Annotated in this window: 23 protein-coding genes; 14 read left to right on the plus strand and 9 right to left on the minus strand. The window is 73.0% G+C overall.

Going from position 1 to position 23,814, the window contains the following annotated elements; translation table 11 throughout:
- Positions 1-8 precede the first annotated feature (8 nt).
- Positions 9-1,805: an AMP-dependent synthetase/ligase gene (locus AB0F11_RS18850; protein WP_362174651.1), complete on the minus strand. Its 1,797-nt coding sequence runs from the start codon at positions 1,803-1,805 to the stop codon at positions 9-11.
- A 229-nt stretch (positions 1,806-2,034) separates the two neighbouring features.
- Here AB0F11_RS18850 and AB0F11_RS18855 point away from each other — a divergent pair, with 229 nt between their 5' ends.
- From AB0F11_RS18855 to AB0F11_RS18880, 6 genes are all read left to right on the plus strand, one after another.
- Positions 2,035-2,874, plus strand: a complete 840-nt coding sequence (locus AB0F11_RS18855) for a metallophosphoesterase (RefSeq protein WP_362174654.1) — start codon at positions 2,035-2,037, stop codon at positions 2,872-2,874.
- Between the two features lie 80 nt (positions 2,875-2,954).
- On the plus strand, positions 2,955-3,401 hold the full coding sequence (locus tag AB0F11_RS18860; RefSeq protein WP_361919251.1) for an SRPBCC family protein: 447 nt from the start codon (positions 2,955-2,957) through the stop codon (positions 3,399-3,401).
- A 5-nt stretch (positions 3,402-3,406) separates the two neighbouring features.
- Positions 3,407-4,660: an ArsA-related P-loop ATPase gene (locus AB0F11_RS18865; protein WP_362174658.1), complete on the plus strand. Its 1,254-nt coding sequence runs from the start codon at positions 3,407-3,409 to the stop codon at positions 4,658-4,660.
- Between the two features lie 76 nt (positions 4,661-4,736).
- A complete protein-coding gene (locus tag AB0F11_RS18870) occupies positions 4,737-5,222 on the plus strand; it encodes a DUF5304 domain-containing protein (RefSeq protein WP_362174661.1) in 486 nt (161 codons plus the stop codon).
- Between the two features lie 61 nt (positions 5,223-5,283).
- A complete protein-coding gene (locus AB0F11_RS18875; protein ID WP_362174664.1) occupies positions 5,284-6,225 on the plus strand; it encodes an ROK family glucokinase in 942 nt (313 codons plus the stop codon).
- A 79-nt stretch (positions 6,226-6,304) separates the two neighbouring features.
- The gene (locus tag AB0F11_RS18880) at positions 6,305-7,072 is read left to right on the plus strand and encodes an endonuclease/exonuclease/phosphatase family protein (protein ID WP_362174787.1); all 768 of its coding nucleotides are present in this window, start codon (positions 6,305-6,307) and stop codon (positions 7,070-7,072) included.
- Between the two features lie 643 nt (positions 7,073-7,715).
- On the opposite strand, the gene AB0F11_RS18885 is transcribed toward AB0F11_RS18880, so the two are convergent.
- Together AB0F11_RS18885 and AB0F11_RS18890 are read right to left on the minus strand one after the other, a co-directional pair.
- Complete coding sequence (locus tag AB0F11_RS18885; RefSeq protein ID WP_362174667.1) at positions 7,716-8,297, minus strand: hypothetical protein; 582 nt, start codon at positions 8,295-8,297, stop codon at positions 7,716-7,718.
- Entirely contained in the window at positions 8,290-9,069 is a 780-nt protein-coding gene (locus tag AB0F11_RS18890; RefSeq protein WP_362174669.1) for an alpha/beta fold hydrolase, read from the minus strand. The genes AB0F11_RS18885 and AB0F11_RS18890 overlap by 8 nt, the downstream gene beginning before the upstream one ends.
- Before the next feature lie 169 nt (positions 9,070-9,238).
- Here AB0F11_RS18890 and AB0F11_RS18895 point away from each other — a divergent pair, with 169 nt between their 5' ends.
- From AB0F11_RS18895 to AB0F11_RS18915, 5 genes are all read left to right on the plus strand, one after another.
- Entirely contained in the window at positions 9,239-9,985 is a 747-nt protein-coding gene (locus AB0F11_RS18895; RefSeq protein WP_362174790.1) for a lysophospholipid acyltransferase family protein, read from the plus strand.
- 41 nt (positions 9,986-10,026) lie between these two features.
- Positions 10,027-11,235 (plus strand): DUF5931 domain-containing protein, encoded by a 1,209-nt coding sequence (locus tag AB0F11_RS18900; RefSeq protein WP_362174672.1) that lies wholly within the window; start codon positions 10,027-10,029, stop codon positions 11,233-11,235.
- Between the two features lie 71 nt (positions 11,236-11,306).
- Positions 11,307-11,951: a response regulator transcription factor gene (locus AB0F11_RS18905; protein WP_362174792.1), complete on the plus strand. Its 645-nt coding sequence runs from the start codon at positions 11,307-11,309 to the stop codon at positions 11,949-11,951.
- A 176-nt stretch (positions 11,952-12,127) separates the two neighbouring features.
- Positions 12,128-13,156: a 6-phosphofructokinase gene (locus AB0F11_RS18910; protein WP_362174675.1), complete on the plus strand. Its 1,029-nt coding sequence runs from the start codon at positions 12,128-12,130 to the stop codon at positions 13,154-13,156.
- A 92-nt stretch (positions 13,157-13,248) separates the two neighbouring features.
- A complete protein-coding gene (locus tag AB0F11_RS18915; RefSeq protein ID WP_362174678.1) occupies positions 13,249-13,536 on the plus strand; it encodes a hypothetical protein in 288 nt (95 codons plus the stop codon).
- 448 nt (positions 13,537-13,984) lie between these two features.
- On the opposite strand, the gene AB0F11_RS18920 is transcribed toward AB0F11_RS18915, so the two are convergent.
- Positions 13,985-15,913 carry an anthranilate synthase family protein gene (locus AB0F11_RS18920; RefSeq protein ID WP_362174681.1) on the minus strand — a complete coding sequence of 643 codons (1,929 nt, stop codon included), beginning with the start codon at positions 15,911-15,913 and terminating at the stop codon, positions 13,985-13,987.
- Positions 15,914-16,200: 287 nt separating this feature from the next.
- Between AB0F11_RS18920 and AB0F11_RS18925 the strand changes: the two genes are divergently transcribed.
- Both AB0F11_RS18925 and AB0F11_RS18930 read left to right on the plus strand, forming a co-directional pair.
- Positions 16,201-17,565, plus strand: a complete 1,365-nt coding sequence (locus AB0F11_RS18925) for a class II 3-deoxy-7-phosphoheptulonate synthase (protein ID WP_362174683.1) — start codon at positions 16,201-16,203, stop codon at positions 17,563-17,565.
- A 157-nt stretch (positions 17,566-17,722) separates the two neighbouring features.
- The gene (locus tag AB0F11_RS18930; protein WP_362174686.1) at positions 17,723-18,001 is read left to right on the plus strand and encodes a (2Fe-2S)-binding protein; all 279 of its coding nucleotides are present in this window, start codon (positions 17,723-17,725) and stop codon (positions 17,999-18,001) included.
- 33 nt (positions 18,002-18,034) lie between these two features.
- On the opposite strand, the gene bfr is transcribed toward AB0F11_RS18930, so the two are convergent.
- Positions 18,035-18,514 carry a bacterioferritin gene (gene bfr, locus AB0F11_RS18935; protein WP_362174689.1) on the minus strand — a complete coding sequence of 160 codons (480 nt, stop codon included), beginning with the start codon at positions 18,512-18,514 and terminating at the stop codon, positions 18,035-18,037.
- Between the two features lie 172 nt (positions 18,515-18,686).
- Between bfr and AB0F11_RS18940 the strand changes: the two genes are divergently transcribed.
- Positions 18,687-19,319: a sulfite oxidase-like oxidoreductase gene (locus AB0F11_RS18940; protein WP_362174691.1), complete on the plus strand. Its 633-nt coding sequence runs from the start codon at positions 18,687-18,689 to the stop codon at positions 19,317-19,319.
- 19 nt (positions 19,320-19,338) lie between these two features.
- Here AB0F11_RS18940 and AB0F11_RS18945 read toward each other — a convergent pair whose 3' ends face one another.
- The 4 genes from AB0F11_RS18945 to AB0F11_RS18960 form a co-directional block, all read right to left on the minus strand.
- The gene (locus AB0F11_RS18945) at positions 19,339-19,866 is read right to left on the minus strand and encodes a DUF4396 domain-containing protein (RefSeq protein WP_362174693.1); all 528 of its coding nucleotides are present in this window, start codon (positions 19,864-19,866) and stop codon (positions 19,339-19,341) included.
- 82 nt (positions 19,867-19,948) lie between these two features.
- On the minus strand, positions 19,949-20,806 hold the full coding sequence (locus tag AB0F11_RS18950; protein WP_362174795.1) for a deoxyribonuclease IV: 858 nt from the start codon (positions 20,804-20,806) through the stop codon (positions 19,949-19,951).
- 36 nt (positions 20,807-20,842) lie between these two features.
- Entirely contained in the window at positions 20,843-22,765 is a 1,923-nt protein-coding gene (gene pknB, locus AB0F11_RS18955; RefSeq protein ID WP_362174696.1) for a Stk1 family PASTA domain-containing Ser/Thr kinase, read from the minus strand.
- A gap of 249 nt (positions 22,766-23,014) precedes the next feature.
- Positions 23,015-23,809, minus strand: coding sequence for a thiazole synthase (locus AB0F11_RS18960; protein ID WP_362174698.1), 795 nt, complete (start codon positions 23,807-23,809; stop codon positions 23,015-23,017).
- Between the last annotated feature and the right edge of the window lie 5 nt (positions 23,810-23,814).

The raw sequence follows: 23,814 nt of genomic DNA on the forward strand, positions 1-23,814 counted from the left end.
GGCAGGGCTCAGGAGCGGTAGAGCGCCTCGATCTCGTCCGCGAAGTCCTTCGCCACCACGTTCCGCTTCAGCTTCAGCGAGGGCGTGATGTGGCCGGACTCCTCCGTGAACTGGGAGGGCAGAATGCGGAATTTCCGCACCGATTCCGCCTTGGAGACCGCCGCATTGCCGTCGTCCACGGCCTTCTGGACGGCGGCGATGAGGTCCGCGTCCTCGCGCAGGTCCGCCGCGGTGGAGCCGGCCGGCTTGCCGTTCTCCGCCGCCCAGCGGCCCAGGAACTCCTCGTCGAGGGTGACCAGCGCCGCCACGAACGGCTTCGCGTCGCCCACCACCATGCACTCCGCGACCAGCGCGTGCGCCCGGATCCGGTCCTCGATCACGGCCGGGGCGACGTTCTTGCCGCCCGCCGTGACGATGAGCTCCTTCTTGCGGCCGGTGATGGTCAGGTAGCCGTCCTCGTCGAGGGTGCCGACGTCGCCGGTGTGGAACCAGCCGTCGGTGAGCGCCTCGGCGGTCGCCGCCTCGTTCTGCCAGTAGCCCTGGAAGACCTGCTCGCCGTGGAGCAGCACCTCGCCGTCGTCGGCGATGCGCACCACCGAGCCCGGCAGCGGCTGGCCGACCGAGCCGATCTTCGGCCGGTCCCACGGGTTGAAGGCGGTCGCCGCGCAGGACTCCGTCAGGCCGTAGCCCTCCAGCACCGTGAAGCCGATGCCGCGGAAGAAGTGGCCGAGCCGCTCGCCCAGCGGGGCGCCGCCGGAGATCGCGTACTCGCCGCGGCCCCCGAGGACGGCGTGCAGCTTGCTGTAGACCAGCTTCGAGAAGAGCTTGTGCTTCAGCCGCAGCCCGAAGGACGGGCCGCCGGCGGTGTCCAGCGCGCGGCTGTACGCGATGGCCGTCTCGGCCGCCGCGTCGAAGATCTTCCCCTTGCCGTCGGCCTGGGCCTTGGCGCGCGCCGAGTTGTAGACCTTCTCGAAGACGCGCGGCACGCCGAGGATCAGCGTCGGCCGGAACGACTGCAGTTCGTCGGTGAGGTTCTTGATGTCCGGTACGCAGCCCAGGCGGATCGGCGCCAGCACGGCCGCCACCTCCACCAGGCGCCCGAAGACGTGTGCGGCCGGCAGGAAGAGCAGCACCGAGCACTCGCCGGTGCGGAACAGCGGGCTCAGGCGCTCCACCACGTTGCCGCACTCGGCGAAGAAGTTGCGGTGGGTCAGCACACAGCCCTTGGGGCGGCCGGTGGTGCCCGAGGTGTAGACGATGGTGGCCGGGTCGTCGGCGTTGGCCAGCGAGCTGCGCTCCTCGACCTCGGCGTCGGAGACGCCGGCGCCGGCGGCCTTCAGGGCCTCGACGGCGCCCTGCTCCATCTCCCAGACCTCGCGCAGCTCCGGCAGCCGCTCGCGCAGGGAGGCCACGGCGGCGCTGTGGCCCGGGCCCTCCACCACGGCGGCGACGGCGCCGGAGTCGCCGAGGATCCACTGGATCTGCTCGGGCGAGCTGGTCTCGTACACGGGGACGGTGACGGCGCCCGCGGTCCAGATCGCGAAGTCGATCAGCACCCACTCGTAGCGGGTGCGGGAGATCAGCGCGACCCGGTCGCCGGGCTGCACGCCCGCCGCGATCAGGCCCTTGGCGGCGGCCCGGACCTCGGCGAGGAACTCGGTGGCCGTCACGTCCTGCCACCTGCCGTCGACCTTGCGGCCCATGACGGCGGTGTCGGGATGCTGCGCGGCATTGCGGCGGATGAGATCCGTCAGGTTCCCGTCCGACGGGACCTCGTACAGGGCCGGAAGGCTGAACTCGCGCAAGACTGCTGCTCCTCTGGGCGCCATCGCCACCGTGTGGACCGACCGGACGTTACCCACCGGTAGTGGGTTCCGGATAGAGGGAACCGGCCAGATGTTCCGTGCGTCACATGACGCGGCACTGCCCTGCCGACACTAGTCGACCGCGGCAACGACCCGGAAGTAACCGCAGGTAGGGCCGCTTGTGCGACCCGCTCTACCCGGCGCACAACGGCCCCCCTAGGGTTGCCCCATGGCTGGCAGCACCGACGGCAGGAAGGGCGGCAACAGCCGCACGCACCCGGGCGCACCCTCCGCCGCCCGCACCGGGACGCGCGTCCACGTGGTCAGCGACGTCCACGGCAACGCCGAGGCCCTCGCCCGGGCCGGTGAGGGCGCCGACGCGCTGATCTGCCTCGGCGACCTCGTGCTCTTCCTCGACTACGCCGACCACTCCCGCGGGATCTTCCCCGACCTCTTCGGCGTCGAGAACGCCGACCGGATCGTGGAGCTGCGCACCGCCCGCCGCTTCGACGAGGCCCGCGACCTCGGCCGGCGGCTGTGGGCCGGCCTGGACCGGGAGCGGCTGATCGAGGACGCGGTGCGCCGCCAGTACGCCGAGATGTTCGCCGCGTTCCCCCACCCCACGTACGCCACCTACGGCAACGTCGACATCCCGGCCCTGTGGCAGGAGTACGCCGGCCCCGGCACCACCGTCCTCGACGGACAGCGCGTGGAGATCGCCGGCCGCGTCTTCGGGTTCGTCGGCGGCGGCCTGCCCTCCCCGATGCGCACCCCGTACGAGGTGGACGAGGAGGAGTACGCCGCCAAGGTCGAGGCCCTCGGCGAGGTGGACGTGCTCTGCTCGCACATCCCGCCGGAGGTCCCCGAGCTCTGCTACGACACCGTCGCCCGCCGCTTCGAACGCGGCAGCGAGGCGCTGCTCGCCGCGATCCGCCGGACCCGGCCCCGCTACGCCCTCTTCGGCCACGTCCACCAGCCGCTGGCGCGGCGGATGCGGATCGGGAGCACCGAGTGCGTGAACGTCGGGCACTTCGCCGCCACCGGAAGGCCCTGGGCCCTGGAGTGGTGAGGTCCGCACGCACGGTAGCCTGCACGCGGCGGCCGCAGGCCGCACACTTCCTCGAAATACTCCACGGAGGAGCGACCGCGATGGCGGAACACACCAGCTCGAGCATCACGATCGATGCGGCGCCGGCCGACGTCATGGCCGTGATCGCCGACTTCGCCCGCTACCCCGAGTGGACCGGCGAGGTGAAGGAGGCCGAGGTGCTGGCCGCCGACGCCGACGGCCGCGCCGAGAAGGTCCGCCTGCTGCTGGACGCCGGCGCGATCAGGGACGACCACACCCTCGCCTACACCTGGAAGGGCACCGACGAGGTCAGCTGGACCCTGGACAAGTCGCAGATGCTGCGCCAGCTCGACGGCTCGTACCGGCTGGCCCCGCTGGAGGGCGGCAAGCGCACCGAGGTCACCTACCAGCTGACCGTCGACGTCAAGATCCCCATGCTGGGCATGATCAAGCGCAAGGCCGAGAAGGTCATCATCGACCGGGCCCTCGCGGGCCTGAAGAAGCGCGTCGAATCGACCTCGGCCTGATCCGCGTGCGCATCCTGCTCGTCACCGGCCCCGGCGGGGCCGGGCGCACCACCGTCGCCTCGGCCGCCGCCCGCGCCGCGGCCCGGGCGGGGCAGCGGGTGCTGCTCCTGTCCGGCGACCCCGCCGAGCCGCTCGCCGCGCTCGCCGGACCGTACGCGGGGGAACCGGCCGAGGCCGCCGAGGCCCTGCAGCCCGCGGAGGCCGCGCAGGCCGGGGAGTCCGTCGAGGTCGCGCCCGGCCTGACCGCCCGGTCCGCCGCCGGGGTCCTGGTGGCCCGCGTCGACTCCGGCGAGGAGTTCCGCGCCGAGCTCGTCGCCCTCCAGGAGCGCGGATCCGCCCTGCTCGGCATGCTCGGCTCCCGGCCCATGGGCGCCGAGGAGCTCACCGAACTGCCCGGCGCCGAGCAGTTCGCGCTGCTGCGGGCCCTGCGGCGGGCCGCCTCCGCGCCCGCCGTCGACCTGGTCGTCGTCGACATGCCGCCGCTGCCCCGGGCCCTGGCCGTCCTCGCCCTGCCCGCGCAGCTGCGCCGCTACCTGGCCCGGCTGCTCCCGGCCGAGCGGCAGGCCGCGCGCGCCCTGCGCCCCGTACTGGCCCAGCTCGCCGGCGTCCCGATGCCCGCGCAGTGGCTGTACGAGGCCGCCGCCCGCTGGGACGAGGAGCTGGCCGCCGTCCAGCGGGTCGTGCAGGCCGACACCACCTCGGTCCTGCTGGTCGCCGAACCCGGGCCCGGCGCCGACGCCGCCCTGCGCAGCGGGCTGCTCGGGCTCGCCCTGCACGAGCTGCCCGTCGCCGGGATCGTCGCCAACCGCATGGTGCCCCAGGGCTCGCCCGACCCGTGGCTGGCCGGGCTCGCCGCCGAGCAGGAGAAGCACGCCGCCCACTGGGCCGGCGACACGCCCGTGGTCCCGCTCGCCCACCTCGGCCGGGCCCCGCGCGGGCCGGAGGACCTCGACCGGCTCGCCGCCGCCCCCGGGCTGCTCCCGGACGGCCCGCCGGCCCGCCGGAACTGGGTCGTCGAGGACCGCCTCGCCGAGGACGGGGTGCTCGTCTGGGTGGTGCCGCTGCCCGGCGCGCACAAACGTGACCTCGACCTCGTCCGGCGCGGCGACGAGCTGACGGTCGCCGCCGGACCGCACCGGCGGATCGTTTCCCTGCCCTCCGCGCTGCGCCGCTGCACCGTCTCCGGCGCCGCCCTCACCGACGGCGAGCTCCGCGTCCGCTTCACCCCCGACCCGGGACTGTGGCCCCGTCGGCCCTGAACCGCGTACCCCCGTTCGGGTAACGTCGAAAGGGATACGCACCGCACGTTCCGCAGCTGCTGCAGGAGAGTCCGCCATGAGCGAGGCCACCGACCGTCCCGCCGACGACGACGCCTGGGCCACGGCCTGCGCCGAGGACCTCGCCGCCGAGGAGGAGCGCCGCCGCGCCCGGCACGGCGGCGGCGCCACGGGCACCGCGAGCGCCGCCGAGGAGCTGTACAAGCTGTTCGAGGCCGTCGCCGACAAGGTGTCCACCCTGAACAACCCGCTGCTCGGAGCCACCGCCCAGGGCGCGCTGCGGCAGTTCGTCGACCAGGCGAAGGCCGCCGCCAAACCCGTCGTCGAACGCAACCCCGAGGTGTTCGGGCACCTCGCGGCCGCGGGCACCGAGCTGCTCGCCGCCTACCGCTCCGCCGTCGAGGGCCACGAACGCCGCTGGACCCGCGACGAGCCCGGCGCCGGCCGCCCCGCCGACCGGCCCTCGGACCGTCCCTCCGGCGACGGCTCCGACCCCCGTGACGAGGGCGGGGCCGGCCCCGGCCACCGGATCGATCTCGACTGAGACCCTGCCGCCCTCGGGTACCGTTGGCCATGGCGGGGTTTGACCGGAAACCGAGGGACTAATGGGACTCACCATCGGCGTCGACATCGGCGGCACGAAGATCGCGGCCGGCGTGGTCGACGAAGAGGGCACCATCCTTGAGACGTACAAGGTGCCCACCCCGCCGACGCCGGACGGCGTGACGGACGCGATCTGCGCCGCCGTGTCCGAAGTCAGCAAGAACCACACCATCGAGGCCGTCGGCATCGGCGCCGCCGGCTACGTGGACGACAAGCGCGCCACCGTGCTCTTCGCGCCGAACATCAACTGGCGCCACGAGCCGCTCAAGGACAAGGTCGAGCAGCGCATCGGCCTCCCGGTCGTCGTCGAGAACGACGCGAACTGCGCCGCCTGGGGCGAGTACCGCTTCGGCGCCGGCCAGGGCCACGAGGACGTCATCTGCATCACGCTGGGCACCGGCCTCGGCGGCGGCATCATCATCGGCAACAAGCTGCGCCGCGGACGCTTCGGCGTGGCCGCCGAGTTCGGGCACATCCGGGTCGTCCCGGACGGCCTGCTGTGCGGCTGCGGCAGCCAGGGCTGCTGGGAGCAGTACGCCTCCGGGCGCGCGCTCGTCCGGTACGCCAAGCAGCGCGCCAACGCCACCCCCGAGAACGCGGCGATCCTCCTCGCGCTCGGCGACGGCACCCCCGACGGCATCGAGGGCAAGCACATCAGCCAGGCCGCCCGCCAGGGCGACCCCGTGGCCATCGACTCCTTCCGCGAGCTGGCCCGCTGGGCCGGCGCGGGCCTGGCCGACCTGGCCTCGCTCTTCGACCCCTCGGCGTTCATCGTCGGCGGCGGCGTCTCCGACGAGGGCGACCTCGTCCTCGACCCGATCCGCAAGTCCTTCAAGCGCTGGCTGATCGGCGGCGCCTGGCGCCCGCACGCGCAGGTGCTGGCCGCCCAGCTCGGCGGCAAGGCCGGGCTGGTCGGCGCGGCGGACCTGGCCCGCCAGGGCTGACGCCCTGCGCGTCGCTGCATCCTGCCCGCCGTGCCCTCTGGGGCGCGGCGGGCAGGATGGCTATGTTGCCGGTATGGACATGGACCTGACCTCGCGGCTCCCCGCACCGCCCCAGTCCCGTACCGAAGCGGACGGCTCGGCCGTCGTCCGCGTCCTCAGCTACAACATCCGCTCGATGCGCGACGACGAGGAGGCGCTGGCCCGGGTGATCAGGGCCTGCGCCCCCGACCTGGTCCTGGTCCAGGAGGCGCCGCGGTTCTTCCGCTGGCGCAAGCACGCGGCCCGGCTCGCCGCCAAGAGCGACCTGGTCGTCCTCTCGGGCGGCGCCACTGCTGCGGGGCCGCTGCTGCTCTGCTCCCTCCGCGCCTTCGTGGAGCGCACCGAGGACGTGCTGCTGCCGTTGACGCCCGGGTTGCACCGGCGTGGCTTCGCCACCGCCGTGGTGCGCTTCGGGGGCGTACGGGTCGCCGTGGTGAGCGTGCACCTGTCGCTGGACCGGGCCGAGCGGCTGGCCCAGGCCGAGCAGCTGCTGGCCCGGGTGGGGGAGGCCGACGCCCCGTACACGATCGTCGCGGGCGACATCAACGAGACCCCCGACGGTCCCGCCTTCCGGCTGCTGGCCGGGGCCCTCCAGGACTGCCGGACCGTGGCCCCCTGGGGCGGCGAGCACACCTTCGTACGGTCCGGGCCGCCCCGGCGCATCGACGCGATCTTCGCCTCGGCGGGGGTCGAGGTCCTCGGCTGCGGTGTCCCGCAGGGCCTGGACGGCATCACCCCGGCCGACCTGGCCGCCGCGACAGACCACCTACCGGTCCTCTCCACCCTCCGCCTCCCGGCGAGGGGCTAGCCGCCGCCGCGCGTGGCCGCTGGCCGCTGCGCGGAGCCGTTCCCCACCCCGCCCCTTCCCGCTGTGTCCGATGGCGGCTTCGCCGCGGGCGGGTCCTGCGGCCCCGGGCCCCGCTCGCCTCAATCGCCGGCGGGGCTCAAAGATTCGGGGGCTCCGCCCCCGGACCCCCGCGCCTCAAACGCCGGCGAGGCTGGATAGTGCCGACGACGCTGGATGGTGCGGGCGAGAGCGGATCCGTGCGGGCGGGAGCGGATCCGTGCGGGCGGGGCTGTGGGGCCGGCGACGCTGGATGGTGCGGGCGGGGCGGATGGTGCGGGCGGGGCTGGATGGTGTGGGCGGGGGCGGATAGTGCCCGACTCTGGATGGTGCGGGCGGGGCGGATGGTGCCCGCGACGCTGGATGGTGCAGGCGGGGCGGATGGTGCGGGCGGGGCTGTGGGGCCGGCGGGGCTGGAATTGGCGCAGCGGCACAATCCAGCCCGCGCGGCGTTTGAGCGCACCGGGCGCGAAGCGCCCGGGTCTTTCGGCCCCGCCGGGTACATCCCAGCCCCGCCGGCGATTGAGGCGGGCGGGGGCCGGGGCCGCAGGCCACGTTTCGGGAAGGGGCGGGGAGGGGACAGGCTCCGCGCAGCGGGAGCGGTGGGTCAGACGACCGCGCCGCGGCCGGGGTCGTCGTCCTCGTCGTCGCCCTGCGACATCCGGGCCACCAGCGTGGCGAAGCCGCCCAGGAAGCCCCCGATGCCGAGCGTCGTCAGCCACCACGTCATGTCCCACTGCAGCAGCACGGCCACCAGCAGCAGCACCGGCCCGCCGACGACCGCCAGCCAGGCGAACTTCGTGGTCGTATCGGCCTCCGGCAGCTCCGGCTCGGGCTGCACGAAGTGCCCCTCGTCCAGTTCGTCCGGATCCGGCGGCGAGTGGTCGCGGGGCCCGGCACCGGCACCGGCCCCGGCACCACCCACGCCGACACCCGGGGCGAAGACCACCGAGCTGCCCAGCGGCCCCGGCGCAGCCGGCGGGGCCGGCGGGGCCGCAGGGTCATCGTCGGACGACGGCGACAGCGGCTCCACGTCCTCCTCCGGCAGCATCAGGTTCTCGATCGGCCGGAACGGCCGCGCACCCGGCGGATCCGCCGGCTCCTGCCCGTACCCGGCGACGATCGCCGCCCACGCGGCCTCCTCGTCCAGCGGGGGAACACCCCCCGAGGACTCCTCGTGCTCAGCCACCGCTGGCCGCCCCCTCCCTGCCGACACTCTGCGCGAGCCGCCCGACGAACGCGTAGCTGTCCATGAAGATCCGCTCCGCATCGTGGTCCAACGTCGCGACGTGGTAGCTCTGTTCCAGCAGGGTCTCGGTGACGTCCGTCGACGAGATCCGCGCCAGGATCCGCGCCGAGTCCACCGGCGGGACCACGTGGTCCTGCGGGCTGTGCAGCAGCAGCACCGGCTGCGTCACCTGCGGCAGCTCGCCGTCCACGAGCCGGAGGAACTGCCGCAGCGAGTGCGCCGCCCGCGTCGGCACCCGGTCGTACCCGACCTCCTCCGAGCCCGGCTTGGCGATGTCGCTCGCGATGCCCGGCGTCGACCGCACGAAGTGCCGGGCCACGGGAAGGGCGAAGGCCAGCGGGTCGTGCACCTTGTTGGCCGGGTTGACGAGGACGATGCCGCTGATGGCATCACCGTGCTTCGCCGCCAGCCGCAGGGTCAGCGCCCCGCCCATGGACAGCCCGAACACGAAGACCTGCGCGCAGGAGTCCAGCAGTTCCCGCAGCGCCCGGTCGACCTCGGCGTACCAGTCCTGCCAGCCCGTGAGCTGCATGTCCTGCCAGCGCGTCCCGTGCCCGGGCAGCAGCGGCAGCGACACCGTCAGGCCCTGGGCGGCGAGGTACTCGGCCCACGGGCGCAGCGACTGCGGGGAGCCGGTGAAGCCGTGGCACAGGAGGACGCCGACCTCTCCGCCCTCGTGGCGGAACGGCTCGGCTCCAGGGAGGACGGGCACCAGGATCTCCTTAGTGAGGGGGCGAGAGGGGGGTGCGTAGCGCTGTGTGACTTCACCGTACGCGACCGGCACGGCACCGACCAGGGTCGTAGGACCGCCGCGGTGCGAGCCAGGGGTTAAGGTCTGTTCGACAGGACACAGGAAGGCTTACGAGTTGATCTACGGCGCTATGAAGTTCTCCATCGGGGGTTCCCTGAAGCTCGCCTTCAGGCCGTGGGTGGAGGGCCTCGAGAACATTCCCGCCGAGGGGCCGGCGATCCTGGCGAGCAACCACCTGTCCTTCTCGGACTCCTTCTTCCTGCCGGCCGTGCTCGACCGGAAGGTGACCTTCATCGCGAAGGCCGAGTACTTCACCTCCCCGGGCGTCAAGGGCAAGCTGACGGCCGCCTTCTTCAAGGGCGTCGGCCAGCTCCCGGTGGACCGCTCCGGCGCGCGCGGGGCCGGCGAGGCCGCCATCAAGAGCGGCATCGAGGTCATCGAGCGCGGTGAGCTGTTCGGTATTTACCCCGAGGGCACGCGTTCACCCGACGGCCGCCTCTACCGCGGCAAGCCCGGTGGCCTGGCCCGGGTGGCGCTGGCCACCGGCGCGCCCGTGATCCCCGTCGCGATGATCGACACCGAGAAGATCCAGCCCCCCGGCAAGGTCGTCCCGAAGCTGATGCGCCCGGGCATCCGGATCGGCAAGCCGCTGGACTTCAGCCGCTACCACGGCATGGACGGCGACCGCTTCATCCTGCGCTCGGTGACCGACGAGGTCATGTACGAGATCATGAAGCTGTCCGGCCAGGAGTACGTCGACATCTACGCGACGGCCGCCAAGCGCCAGATCGCCGACGCCGAGAAGGCCGCCAAGGCCGCGAAGGCCGGCGACAAGAGCGGTGACGACAAGAGCGGGGACGACAAGAGCGCCCAGTAGGCGCCGGAGTTCGGGGCGGGACCGCCCGCAAGGGGTGGGGGATGGTGAAACGCGAGCGCGTCGTGCGCATGTCGGTCGAGCAGCCGCTGTGGCGGGCGCTGACCGGCTACCGGCTGATCAGCATGGCCTACGCGGTGGGGCTGTTCGCCTCGGCGTACCGCGCCTTCGACCGCCCCTGGGTCGCGGTCGGCTACCTCTCCTTCCTCGTCGTGTGGACGCTGGCCACCCTGCCCAAGGTCGCCAACGCCGCGAGCTGCACCAAGCGGTTCCTGGTCGCCGACCTCACGATCGCCCTGGTCGGCGTGCTGCTCACACCGCTCGCGGACACCGACGAACGGATCACCACGGGCGGCCCCACCCTCCCCAGCATCTGGACGGCCGGAGCGGTCCTCGCCTTCGCGATCAAGGGCGGCTGGCGCTGGGCCTGCTTCGCGTCGAGCTTCGTCGCCGCGGCCAACATCGTCCAGCGCGGCGCGCCCACCCGCGACACCGTGCACAACGTGGTGCTGGTCTGGGTCGCCTCCGTCGCCGTCGGGTACGTCGTCGAGGTCGCCCGGGCCAGTGAGGCCACCCTCGCCCGCGCCCTGGAGATCGAGGCCGCCACCCGCGAGCGCGAGCGCCTCGCCCGCGACATCCACGACGGGGTCCTGCAGGTCCTCGCGATGGTCCAGCGGCGCGGCACCGAGCTGGGCGGCGAGGCCGCCGAGCTCGGCCGGATGGCCGGCGAGCAGGAGGTCGCACTGCGCACCCTGGTCTCCAGCGGGCTGGTGCACACTTCCCGGGTCTCCCGCGACGAGTCGCTCGGCGCGCTGGTGGATGCGTACGAGGTGGACGAGCCCGGCGCGGACGAGGGCGAGACGGATCTGCGGACCCTGCTCGCCCCGCACGCCGGCTCCCGGGTCAGCTTCGCCGAGCCGGGCACCCCGGTCCCGCTGTCGGCGCCCGCGGCGCGGGAGCTGGCAGCCGCCGTCGGCGCCGCCCTCGACAACGTGCGCAAGCACGCGGGGGACGGGGCCCGCGCCTGGATCCTGGTCGAGGACTGGGGCGACGAGGTGGTCGTCACCGTACGCGACGACGGGCCCGGCATCCCGGCCGGCCGTCTCGACCAGGCAGAGGGCGAGGGCCGGATGGGCGTGGCGCTGTCCATCCGCGGCCGGCTGCGCGACCTCGGCGGCAGCGCCGAGCTGGTGTCCGTCCCCGGGCAGGGCACCGAAGTGGAACTGAAAGTACCCAGGGGGAGGACCCAGTGAACCAGCCGCACGAGCCGCATCAGGCACACGACGCACACGACGCACACGGGGCGCACGCCGCCATCAAGGTGATGGTCGTCGACGACCACCCGATGTGGCGGGACGCGGTCGCCCGCGACTTGGCCGCCGCCGGCTTCGACGTGGTCGCCACCGCCGGCGACGGCCCCGAAGCCGTGCGCCGGGCCCGCGCCGCCGCCCCGCACGTGCTGGTCCTCGACCTCAACCTGCCCGGCATGCCCGGCGTACAGGTCTGCAAGGAGCTCGTCGGCGCCAACCCCGCCCTGCGCGTGCTGGTCCTGTCCGCCAGCGGCGAGCACGCCGACGTACTGGAGGCGGTGAAGTCCGGTGCCACCGGCTACCTGATGAAGTCCGCGGGCGCCCAGGAGCTGATCGACGCCGTCCGCCGCACGGCGGCCGGGGACCCGGTGTTCACCCCGGGCCTGGCCGGGCTGGTCCTCGGCGAGTACCGGCGCCTGGCCGCCGACCCGGCGCCCGCCGCGCCCGACGAGCCGAAGGCCCCGCACCTGACCGACCGGGAGACCGAGGTACTGCGGCTCGTGGCCAAGGGGCTGTCGTACAAGCAGATCGCGGAGCGGCTGGTCATCTCCCACCGCACCGTGCAGAACCACGTGCAGAACACCCTCGGCAAGCTCCAACTGCACAACCGGGTCGAGCTCGTCCGCTACGCGATAGAGCGCGGGCTCGACGAGGCGTAGCCGGCGCGCAAACGGTGCCGTACGTCGTACTTACGTCCTCGTACGAGTGAACGGGCGTACGCAACGCCCCGCGATTCCACCGGAATTGACGCATTCCGGCGCCTCGCTGTGACCTGGGTCACCACTAGCGTGGCCGTCATGCGGGCCCATGGGGCCCCGTGGCGAAGGGAGATTCCATGAAGGTCGGAGTGCTCACCGGCGGCGGAGACTGCCCCGGACTCAACGCGGTGATCCGGGCCGTCGTCCGCAAGGGCGTCCAGGAGTACGGCTGCGAGTTCGTCGGCTTCAAGGACGGCTGGCGCGGCGCGGTCGAGGGCGACACCGTCCCGCTCGGCATCCCGGCCGTCCGCGGCATCCTGCCGCGCGGCGGAACGATCCTCGGCTCCTCGCGCACCAACCCCTTCAAGCGCGACCACGGGGTCCGGCAGATCAAGGACAACCTCGCCAAGACCGAGGTCGAGGCGCTCATCGCGATCGGCGGCGAGGACACCCTCGGCGTCGCCGCCCGGCTGTACGGGGAGTACGGCATCCCCTGCGTCGGCGTGCCGAAGACCATCGACAACGACCTGTCGGCCACCGACTACACCTTCGGCTTCGACACGGCCGTGGGCATCGCCACCGAGGCCATCGACCGGCTGCACACCACCGCCGAGTCCCACATGCGGGTCCTGGTCGTCGAGGTGATGGGCCGCCACGCCGGCTGGATCGCCCTGCACTCGGGCCTCGCCGGCGGGGCCAACGTCATCCTCATCCCCGAACGGCGCTTCGACGTGGACCAGGTGTGCGCCTGGGTCACCTCCCGGTTCAAGGCGAGCTACGCGCCGATCGTGGTGATCGCCGAGGGGGCCATGCCGAAGGACGGCGAGATGGTCCTCAAGGACGCCACCACCGACTCCTTCGGCCACGTCCGGCTGTCGGGCGTGGGGGAGTGGCTGGCCAAGGAGATCGAGGGCCGGACCGGCAAGGAGGCCCGCACCACCGTGCTCGGGCACATCCAGCGGGGCGGTACGCCGAGCGCGTTCGACCGGTGGCTCGCGACGCGGTTCGGGCTGCACGCCATCGACGCCGTGCGGGACGGGGACTTCGGGAAGATGGTCGCCCTCAGGGGCACGGACATCGTGCGCGTGCCGATCGCTGACGCGACGGCGAAGCTGAAGACGGTGGACCCGGAGCTGTACCGGGAGGCCGAGGTGTTCTTCGGCTGACCGGGGCCGGGGCCGGGGGCGGGGCCGGGGCGTGACCGGGGCGTGACCGGCCGGCCGTACCGGAACGGCCGGCCGCCGCCTAGAGTGCGGCCGTGCACATACTCGACGTGGCCCGCTGGCTGCTGCTGGCCCTCGCCCTCCACCAGCTGGTGTTCGCCGTCCGGGACCTGCGGCCCGCGCTGCGCGCGGAGGGCGCAGAACGCACCGACAGGTGGCTGGACTTCGCCGACCACCTGCTGGGCGTGCCGAGCTGCGCCGCCCTCGCCTTCGGCTGGTTCGACCTGTTCCTGTACCTGATGGTCGCGGCGGCCCCGGTGGCCATTTGGCGGCTCATCCGCAACATCCGCGCCCGCCGCCGCCAACCGGCCACCCCGGTCTAGCCACGACCGCCAGCCGGACTGGTTCACCTGCTGCCGCCGTCCCTGCTCTGGCCACCTCAGCCTCGCTTCCCGGCCGCCGAACCGGGCGGCTGCTCCAGCCTCGTCCCCGGCCGTCGAAGCGGGGCATTCTCAGCCCCGCCGGCGTTTGAGGCGCGGTGTCTGGGGCGGGGCCCCAGGAATCCCGGACCGGCCTTCGCAGCCGGGGCCAGACCACTCCAGCCCCGCCGGCGTTTGAGGCGCGGGGCTTGGGGCGGCGCCCCAAGGAACCCGGCTCCGCCGGGCACCGGGCTCCGCCCGGACCCTCCCCCAGACTTCGTCCGGGGGGACCCCCACTCACACGCCGGCGAGGCCGGATGTGCCGGGCCCCCGTCTCAACGCAGGGCGGCGAGGCCGGATGTGCCGCGCCTCGGCTCGGGTGGCGGCGGAGCCGGATGGGGCGGCCCGGGGTCTACGCCGGGCGGGGCGTCGGGGTAAGCGACCGGACCAGGTCGGCCAGTACATGGGCGCCGCGGAGGGTCAGGATTGACTCCGGGTGGAACTGGACGCCCGCGAAGCCGCGTGCCGCGCAGCGGACGGCGTGGACCTCGCCCGTGTCACGGTCCCGCGCCACCTCCACGCCGTGCGCGGCCAGCTCCGCCTCGGCCTCGGCGTCACAGGCCGCCGTGTACGTGTTGTAGAAGCCGACCACCTCACGGGCACCGAACAGGTCGATCTCCACCTGCGCCCCCTGCGCCGGCTCGGCCTTGCGCACCAGCGGCAGCCCCAGCTCGGCGGCGATCAGCTCGTGCCCCAGGCACACCCCGAGCAGCCCGCCCCGGTGCCGGGTCAGCAGCTCCCGGGCCAGCCCGCGCAGCAGCCGCATCTTCGGGTCCCCGGCCTCGGCCGGATCGCCCGGCCCCGGGCCCAGCACCACCGGCCCGGGGTGCCCGAGGGCGGCCTCCCTCAGTCCCGGCTCGTCGTAGCGGCGTACGGTCACCTCCAGCCCGGCGGCCCGCAGCACGTGGGCCAGCATCGCGGTGAAGGTGTCCTCGGCGTCCACCACCAGGCAGTGCCCGGCCACGGCGGGCGCCTGCTCCTGCATCCGCAGCCAGAACGGCGCCAGGTCGCGCCGCCGCGCCGCCAGCGCCTCCCGGACCCGCGGGTCGTCCCCGAGCCGGGCCCCCTCGAAGGCCGGCCGCGGGGCCGTCGGCCGCACCCCGAGCGCCGCCAGCACCCCGGCCGCCTTGGCGTGGGTCTCGGCGACCTCGCCCGCCGGGTCGGAGTGCCGGACCAGGGTGGCGCCCACCGGCACCCGCAGCGTGCCGTCCGGGGCGATGTCCGCCGTGCGGATCAGGATCGGGGAGTCCAGGGTCTGCACCCCGGCCGCGTCCAGGCCCAGTAGGGCCAGGGCTCCGGCGTAGTAGCCCCGGCCGCCGGCCTCGTACCGCTCGATCACCCGGCAGGCGTTCTGCACGGGCGAGCCCGTCACGGTCGCCGCGAACATGGTCTCCCGCAGCACCTCCCGCACGTCCAGCGAGGAGCGGCCGCGCAGCTCGTACTCGGTGTGCGCGAGGTGCGCCATCTCCTTCAGCCGCGGCCCGACGACGACCCCGCCCCGGTCGCCGACCGTGCACATCATCTTGAGCTCCTCGTCGACCACCATCGACAGCTCCTCGGTCTCCTTGCGGTCGCCGAGGAAGGCCAGGAGCGACTCGGCGGTGGGGCCTCCGGCCGGGTAGCGGTAGGTCCCGCTGATCGGGTTCATCACGACGGTCCCGCCGGCCATCCGCACGTGCACCTCGGGGCTGGCCCCGACCAGGGTGCGGTCCGGGGTGTGCACCACGTACGTCCAGTACGCGCCCCGCTCGCCCACCAGCAGCCGCCGGAACAGCGCGAGCGCGTCGGCCCGGCCGAAGCCGTCGATCCGGCCCCCGTAGGTGCGGCGGATGACGAAGTTCGCGCCCTCGCCGCGGCCGATCTCGTCCTCGACGACCCGCCGCACGGTGGCCGCGTACTCCTCGTCGGACACGTCGAAGCCGCCGCCCTCCACCCGCACCTCGTGCGCGGGCAGCACGGCGAGGGCCTCGGCGAGGGGGACCTCGTACGCCTCCTCGGCGGCCAGCACGCTCAGCGGGGTGCCGTCGTCGCGGACGTCGAAGCCGCGCTCGCGGATCTGCCGGAACGGCACCAGGGCGAGGGTGGGCAGCCCCCGCACCGGGAGGTCGGCGAGGCGCTCGGCCTCGTGGACCGCGCCGAGCAGCACCTCGACGGTGTCGTGGTCGCGGCCGGGGGTCCGCCGGCGCAGCAGCGCGAACGGCGGGCCGTCGGGGCGGAGCAGGTCGAGCAGGCGGCTGCGGCCGCCCTCGGCGGAGGTGGCGGTGGCGGTGTCGGTTTCCATGGGAGTCTCGGTCGTCCTTCCGGTGGGAGGGGCGGCCGGGCCTCGGAAAGCACCGAAGGCCGCCCCTCGGGGCGGCCTTCGCGTCGCTGGTCTCAGTGGGTACGCAGACGAAGTGGGCCGCCGGGAGCGGTCCACCACCAGTTCTGGCAGGCGTATGCGTACATGCGGTGAACCCTAACCCACCCCGCGGCGCGACCGGCCGGTAACACGGTGGAACGGCGCGGTACGAGAGATCGTCTGTCTCACGTAGTGGTCCTCAGGCCGGACGCGAGGTGTGACGCCGTAATGTGTATGGGGTGACCGTGAACGCTGAACCCCAAGCCCTCGCCGCCAAGGCGACCTGGCGAGACCTTCCCGCGGCGCAGCAGCCTTCGTACCCCGATGCCGAGGCCCTGCGCGCTGTTGTCGCGGACCTCGAGTCGTATCCTCCGCTCGTTTTCGCGGGCGAGTGCGACCAGCTGCGTGCCCGTCTGGGAGCCGTCGCCAAGGGCGAGGCGTTCCTGCTGCAGGGCGGCGACTGTGCCGAGGCCTTCGACGCCGTGTCCGCCGACCACATCCGCGCCAAGCTGAAGACGCTGCTCCAGATGAGCGCCGTCCTGACGTACGCGGCCTCCGTGCCGGTCGTCAAGGTCGGCCGCATCGCGGGCCAGTACTCCAAGCCGCGCTCCAAGGACACCGAGACCCGCGACGGCGTGACCCTGCCGACCTACCGCGGCGACTCCGTCAACGGCTTCGACTTCACCTCCGAGGCCCGCGTCCCCGACCCCGAGCGCCTCAAGCGCATGTACCACGCGTCGGCCTCCACGCTGAACCTGGTGCGCGCCTTCACCACCGGCGGCTACGCCGACCTGCGCCAGGTGCACGCCTGGAACCAGGACTTCGTGAAGTCCTCCCCGTCCGGGCAGCGCTACGAGCAGCTCGCGCGGGAGATCGACAACGCGCTGAACTTCATGAAGGCCTGCGGCACCGACCCGGCCGAGTTCAAGGCGGTGGAGTTCTACTCCTCGCACGAGGCGCTGCTGCTCGACTACGAGGGCGCGCTGACCCGTACCGACTCGCGCACCGGCAAGCTGTACGACACCTCCGGCCACATGGTCTGGATCGGTGAGCGCACCCGCCAGCTGGACCACGCGCACATCGAGTTCTGCTCGCAGATCGCCAACCCGGTCGGCATCAAGCTCGGCCCCACCACCACGGTGGACGAGGCGCTGACGTACATCGACCGCCTCGACCCCGAGCGCGAGCCGGGCCGGCTGACCTTCGTCGTCCGCATGGGCGCCGACAAGGTCCGCGACAAGCTCCCCGAGCTCGTCGAGAAGGTCACGGCCTCGGGCGCGACCGTCGCCTGGGTCACCGACCCGATGCACGGCAACACCTTCGAGGCGGCCTCCGGCCACAAGACGCGCCGCTTCGACGACGTGCTCGACGAGGTCAAGGGCTTCTTCGAGGTCCACAAGGCGCTGGGCACCCACCCGGGCGGCATCCACGTCGAGCTCACAGGCGACGACGTCACCGAGTGCGTGGGCGGCGGCGACGAGATCTTCGTCGACGACCTGCACCAGCGCTACGAGACGGCGTGCGACCCGCGGCTCAACCGCAGCCAGTCCCTGGACCTGGCCTTCCTCGTCGCGGAGATGTACCGGGACCAGTAGGCCGGCCGGCAGGCGGGCCGCGGGGTCCGGCACCTGCCCGTGAGCACCTGATGACAGTGGGGCGCGGATCGATGTGATCCGCGCCCCACTGTCGTTGCCGGGGGTTTTCGGCCATGGCCGCTTTGGGTACGGTTAGGTAAGCCTCACCGAATAGGGGATGGCTGTAGAGACCGTTCCTGACACGGAGGTGAACCGCGTGTACGTCTGCTCCTGCTTCGGTATCACCGACCAGCAGGTCAAGGAGCACGCGGCTGCCGGGGCCTGCACCCCCCGCCAGATCGCCTCGGTCACCAAGGCCGGCACCGACTGCGGCTCCTGCGTCCGCACCATCCAGGGCCTCCTCGGCCGCGGGGCCTGCCCCCGCCGCGAGCTGGTGGACAAGGGCCACGCGGCGGCCGTGCTCGCCCCGGCCCCGCAGCTCGCCGAAGCCGCATAGGGCACGTAAGCCGCGCAGGCCGAGCCCCGCACGTCAGCTCTCCGGCTGCTCGATCAGCTGCGCGATGTACAGCTGCTCCCCGAGGGTCTCGATCAGCTCCAGCTGGGTGTCGAGGTAGTCGATGTGGTGCTCCTCGTCCTCCAGGATGTCCTCGAACAGGCGCGCCGACGTGATGTCGTTCTTGCCGCGCATCACCTCGATCCCGCGCTTGAGCCGGTCGATCGCCTCGACCTCCACCTGGCGGTCCGCCTGGAACATCTCGGTCAGGGTCTGGCCCACCCGCACGTGGAACAGGCGCTGGTAGTTCGGGAGCCCGTCCAGCATCAGGATGCGCTCGGTGAGTCTGTCCGCGTGCTTCATCTCGTCGATGGACTCGGCACGGGTGTAGTCGGCCAGCTTGGTCCAACCCTTGTTGTCCTGGATCCGGTAGTGGAGCCAGTACTGGTTGATCGCCGTGAGCTCGCCGGTCAGCTGCTCGTTCAGGAACTCGAGGACCTCGGGGTCGCCCTGCATCGCAGAGGCTCCTTCCAGGCAATGTCAGCCATGTGACGTGGTGGTGCGCGCATCCTTCCACCGCCACAGGGGGCCGTCCAGTAAGTGCCTCCTTAGTGGGAGTTGCCATGACATGCCCGAATCGACCCGCACCTGGTCATGACCACCCGTCCGCGTCTGTCACCATGGAGTCATGGGTCAGCCGGAAAGCCGGGAATCTCCGGGAGCAGAGCAGCTGGAGCTTCCACCGGGGCAGCGGCTTCAGCGGGGCTGGCCGGTCACCCACTACGGGCCCGTGCCCAAGTTCAAGCCGGACCGCTGGGAGTTCCGCGTCTTCGGCGCCACCGCGGACGGCGAGAAGCACTGCTGGAACCACGAGGAGTTCACGGCCCTGCCGTTCGAGACGGTCGTGGCCGACCTCCACTGCGTGACGAAGTTCAGCATGGTGGGCGCCGAATGGGGCGGGGTGCTCGCCCGCGAGATCCTCGCCCTCGCACCGCCGGCCCCCGAGGTCACCCACGTGATGGTGTGGGCCGAGTACGGCTTCAGCTCCAACCTGCGGCTGGCCGACTTCGGCTCCGAGCGGAGCCTCTTCGCCACCCACATGGGCGGCGAGCTGCTCACCGCCGAGCACGGGTTCCCCGTGCGCCTCGTCGTGCCGCACCTGTACGCCTGGAAGGGCCCGAAGTGGGTCCGCGGCATCGAGTACATGACCGCCGACCGCCGCGGCTTCTGGGAGGAGCGCGGCTACCACAACATCGGCGACCCCTGGCGCGAGCAGCGCTACTCCTACCAGGAGGAGCCGGGGGACGGCCCCGAGCTGTAGCCGGCCCGGGGCGGGTCCGTCAGTGGTGGTATTGGTGGACCACCGCGTGCCCCTTGCCGCGGCCGATCATCCACTTGTTGACCGGGGTCGTCACGACGAAGGCCAGCGCGAGCGAGATCGCGAGGGCGATCCAGAACAGCGCATCCGACAGGTGGGCGTCCATCGCGCCCGGCCACACCAGGATCACCCCGTTGTCGATCAGCTCCATGACGGCGATCGACAGGGTGTCGGCGGCCAGCGCCACCCGGACGGCCGAGCGGAGGTCCACGCCGGCGGCGAGGATGCCGCGCAGGGTGAGCCCGTAGCCGAAGAGGAACGCGAGGGCGATCGCGAGGACCATCGTCGGGGCGTTGCCCCAGCCCAGCGCGGTGCCGACGACCATGCCGAGGACCTCGCCGATGGCGCAGCCCGTCAGGCAGTGCAGCGTGGCCCGGGCGGCCATGCCCCAGCTGGCCTTGCCGTGGCTGCCGTGGCTTTCGTGGCCGTGGTGGTGCTCATGGTGTTCGTGCTGTGCGTGGTGCTCGTGGTGCTCGTGAACGTCGTTCATCGCAACCCCCTGGGAACGCCTGGCAACGGTCCTGCTGACAGCAGAACCGTATACCCCCCAGGGGTATTCCTCAAGGATGGGATCAGTGGACCGCGCGCAGCTCCTTCAGCAGCGCCACGTCCGCCTTGTGGCCCTCCGTACCGCCCGGCGTCTCGATGATCAGCGGGACCCCCTCCATCGCGGGGTGCGAGAACAGCTCGGCGAAGGCGTCCCGGCCGATGTGGCCCTGGCCGATGTTGGCGTGCCGGTCCTTGTGAGCGCCCACACCCTCCTTGGAGTCGTTCGCGTGGATCAGCTTCAGCCGGCCCTCGCCCACCGTCTCCACCAGCAGGTCCAGCGTCTGCTTGGTCCCGCCCGGCTCCGCCAGGTCGTGCCCGGCGGCGAAGACGTGGCAGGTGTCCAGGCAGATCCCCAGCTTCGGGTGGTGGTCGAGCGCGTCGAAGTACGGGCCGAAGTCCCAGGTGCGCGAGCACAGCGAGGAGCCCTGCCCGGCCGTCGACTCCAGCAGCAGGAAGGGGTCGTCGTCGCCGGTCAGCTCGTCCAGCAGCGGCAGCATGAACTGCCTGACCTGCGCGTACGCCGCCTCGCGCGGCCGCCCGCCGGTCGCCGAGCCGGTGTGCACGACCACTCCGAGCGCCCCGATCTCGCGGGCGCGGCGCAGGGAGTGCCGCAGCGACTCCACCGACTTCTCCACGGTCGCCTCGGTGTGCGAGCCGAAGTTGATCAGGTACGGGGCGTGCACGTAGGCCGGGATGGCCCCGGCCGCGCAGCCCGCGCGGAACAGCTCGTCCTGCGCCGGGTTGCCGGCCGGGGTGGCCCAGCCGCGCGGGTTCGCCACGAAGACCTGCACGGCCTCGGCCCCCAGCTCCCGGGCGTACGACAGCCCCACCGAGGCGAGGCCGCCGGCGACGGGCACGTGCCCGCCGACCGGATTGCGCAGGGCAGACCGGTCCTGCCCGTCCTTCTGCGCCACGTACTACAGCCCCTTGACCCGGAGGATGACCGTGCTGCCCTCGGGGGCGGTCTGGCCGCCCGGAACCGACTGGGCGTCCACGGTGTTGCCGAACGAGATGAAGGGCTTCTCCACCCTCACCTTGAACCCGGCCGCCTCCAGGGTTTTGCGCGCCAGGTCAGCCTCCTGGCCGACCACGTTCGGCACCGGGATCTGGCGGGGCCCCTTGGAGACCGTCAGTACGACGGTGTCGCCGGGCGCGGCCTGGGCGCCTGCGCTGACCGACTGGTTGGCCACCGTGCCCGCAGGGGCAGGGGAGTTGACCTGCTCGGCCGCCGTCTGCACGGTGAGGCCGAGGAATTCGAGGGCCGCCTTGGCCTGGTCGAGGGGCTTGCCGGCCACGTTCGGCACCTGCACCGGGCGGCCCTTGCTGACGGTGATCGCGACCGCGGAGTCCGGCGCCCGGCGGGTGCCGCCCGGCGGATCGGTGGAGATCACCGAGCCCTGCGGGACGTCCTGGTTGAACGCCTGCGTGACGATCCCCGGCGCCAGACCGCTCTTGGAGAGCTCCGCCTTCGCCTCGTCCAGTGTCCTGTTCCTGACGTCGGGCACCATCACGACCTCGGGGCCGCGGGAGACGGTGATCACCACCGCGCCGTTGCCGCGGATGCGCTTGCCGCCCTGCGGGTCGCTGTTCATCACGGTCCCGCGCTCGAAGGCGTCGCTGAACTTCCGGTCGACCCGCTTCACGTCGAGACCGGCGGCGGACAGGTCGGACCGGGCCTGCTCCTCCGTCTTGCCGAGCAGGTTGGGGACCTTGGTGAACTGGCCGGAATTGATGTACCAGACGCCGGCGCCGATGCCGAGGATCAGCAGCAGCGCCGCCAGGACGAGCAGCGGGCCGCGGCGGGAGCGGACCGGGGCCGCCGCGGCGGGCGCAGGCGCATCGGACTCCACGGAGAGGGGAGACAGCATCAGCCGCGAGGTCTGCTCCGCCGGCTGCTCGGGGGCGGCGACGGGCCGCGGAATCACACTGGTGCGGTCCTCGGCGGCGGACCGCTCCCCGGCGTGCGCCTGCGGCGGTACGGAGTCCAGCTCGGCGTCGCTCAGCTGCGTACGGGCCTCCAGGGCCAGGCCGAGGAGGGCCGCGGCGTCGTGGGGGCGCAGCTCGGGATCGCGGGCGGCGGCCTGCGCGACCAGGGCGTCCAGGCAGGCGGGCAGCCCCGGAACGGCCGCCGACGGGGCCGGGACGTCCTCGTGGAGGTGCTGGTAGAGCACCTGGGCAGGGGTGCCGCCGGTGTGCGGCTTGGCGCCGGTCAGCATCTCGTACAGCACGACACCACAGGCGTAGACGTCCACGCGGGTGTCGGCGACGCCGTGCTCGATCTGCTCGGGGGCGAGGTAGGAGACGGTGCCGAGGACGGCGCCGGTGGTGCTGGTGACGGTGTCCACGGAGCGGACCAGCCCGAAGTCGGCCACCTTGACCCGGCCGTCGTCGCCTATCAGCACGTTCTCGGGCTTCATGTCGCGGTGCACGAACCCGGCGCGGTGCGCCGCGCCGAGAGCCGCGAGGACCGGCTCCAGGATGTCGAGGGCCGCGCGGGGCTGCAGCGCGCCGCGCTCGCGCAGCACGTCGCGGAGGGTGCAGCCGGAGACGTACTCCATGGCGAGGTAGCTGTAGGGGCCGTCGGTGCCCTGGTCGAAGACGGCCACGACGTTGGGGTGCGCGAGCCGGGCCACGGATTTCGCCTCGCGGATGAAGCGGTCGACGAAGGCGGCGTCGGCAGCGAGCGCCGGGTGCATCACCTTCAGGGCGAGGATGCGGTCCAGGCGGGTGTCCAGGGCCCGGTAGACCGTGGCCATGCCGCCGGCCGCGATGCGGGCGTCGATGCGGTAGCGGCCGTCGATCGTCTGCCCGACGAGGGGGTCATCCAGGGTCGTGTCCACCCGGCGATTCTACGAGCGCCGCCTGTGGCTCCGGCCGCGGGAGCCGAGGTTGCAGCGCACCTGTGACGTCCGGGCCGGGGGTGGGACTGCCGCTGCGCGGAGCGTTTCCCCAGTCCCGCCCCTTCCCGAAACCGGGGGCTCCGCCCCCGGACCCTCCCCCCGGCGGTAGCTGGGGGAGGGTCCGGGCGGAGCCCGGTTTCGGGAAGGGGCGGGGCTGGGGAACGGCTCCGCGCAGCGGCCGGGGGCCGGTCAGAAGGCCGGGCGTTCCGGGTCGAAGGCGGGGCGGCCCGCCATCGGGGACGACGGTTCCGCGAACCGGCGTTGGGGGATGCGGCCGGCCCGGAAGGCGAGCCGGCCCGCCGAAACCGCATCCCTCATGGCCGCGGCCATGAGGGCCGGGGCCTGGGCCCGCGTCACCGCCGAGGCCAGCATCACCCCGGCGCAGCCCAGTTCCATGGCGAGGGCGGCGTCCGACGCCGTACCGGCCCCCGCGTCCAGGATGACCGGCACACCCGCCCGCTCCACGATCAACTCGAAGTTGTGCGGATTGCGGATCCCCATCCCGGACCCGATCGGCGACCCCAGCGGCATGACCGCCGCACAGCCCGCATCCTCCAGCTTCCGCGCGAGCACCGGATCGTCGTTCGTGTACGGCAGCACCGTGAACCCGTCGTCCACCAGCGTCTCCGCGGCGTCCAGCAGCTCCTCCCCGTCCGGGAGCAGCGTCCGCTCGTCCGCGATGACCTCCAGCTTGATCCAGTCCGTGCCGAGCGCCTCCCGCGCCAGCCGGGCCGTCAGCACGGCCTCGCCGGCCGTGTAGCAGCCGGCGGTGTTCGGCAGGACCGCGATCCCGAGCCGGGTCAGCAGGGAGAGCACCGAGCCCTGCACGGTCGGGTCGAGACGCCGCATCGCGACCGTGGTCAGCTCGGTCCCGGAGGCGATCAGGGCGTGCTCCAGTACCTCCAGGCTCGGCGCCCCGCCGGTGCCCATGATCAGGCGGGAGGAGAAGTTCCGGCCGCCCAGTTCGAAGGTGTCGTCGGCCATCGTGC

This window comes from Streptomyces sp. NPDC032472 (assembly GCF_040636955.1).
Taxonomy (GTDB): domain Bacteria; phylum Actinomycetota; class Actinomycetes; order Streptomycetales; family Streptomycetaceae; genus Streptomyces.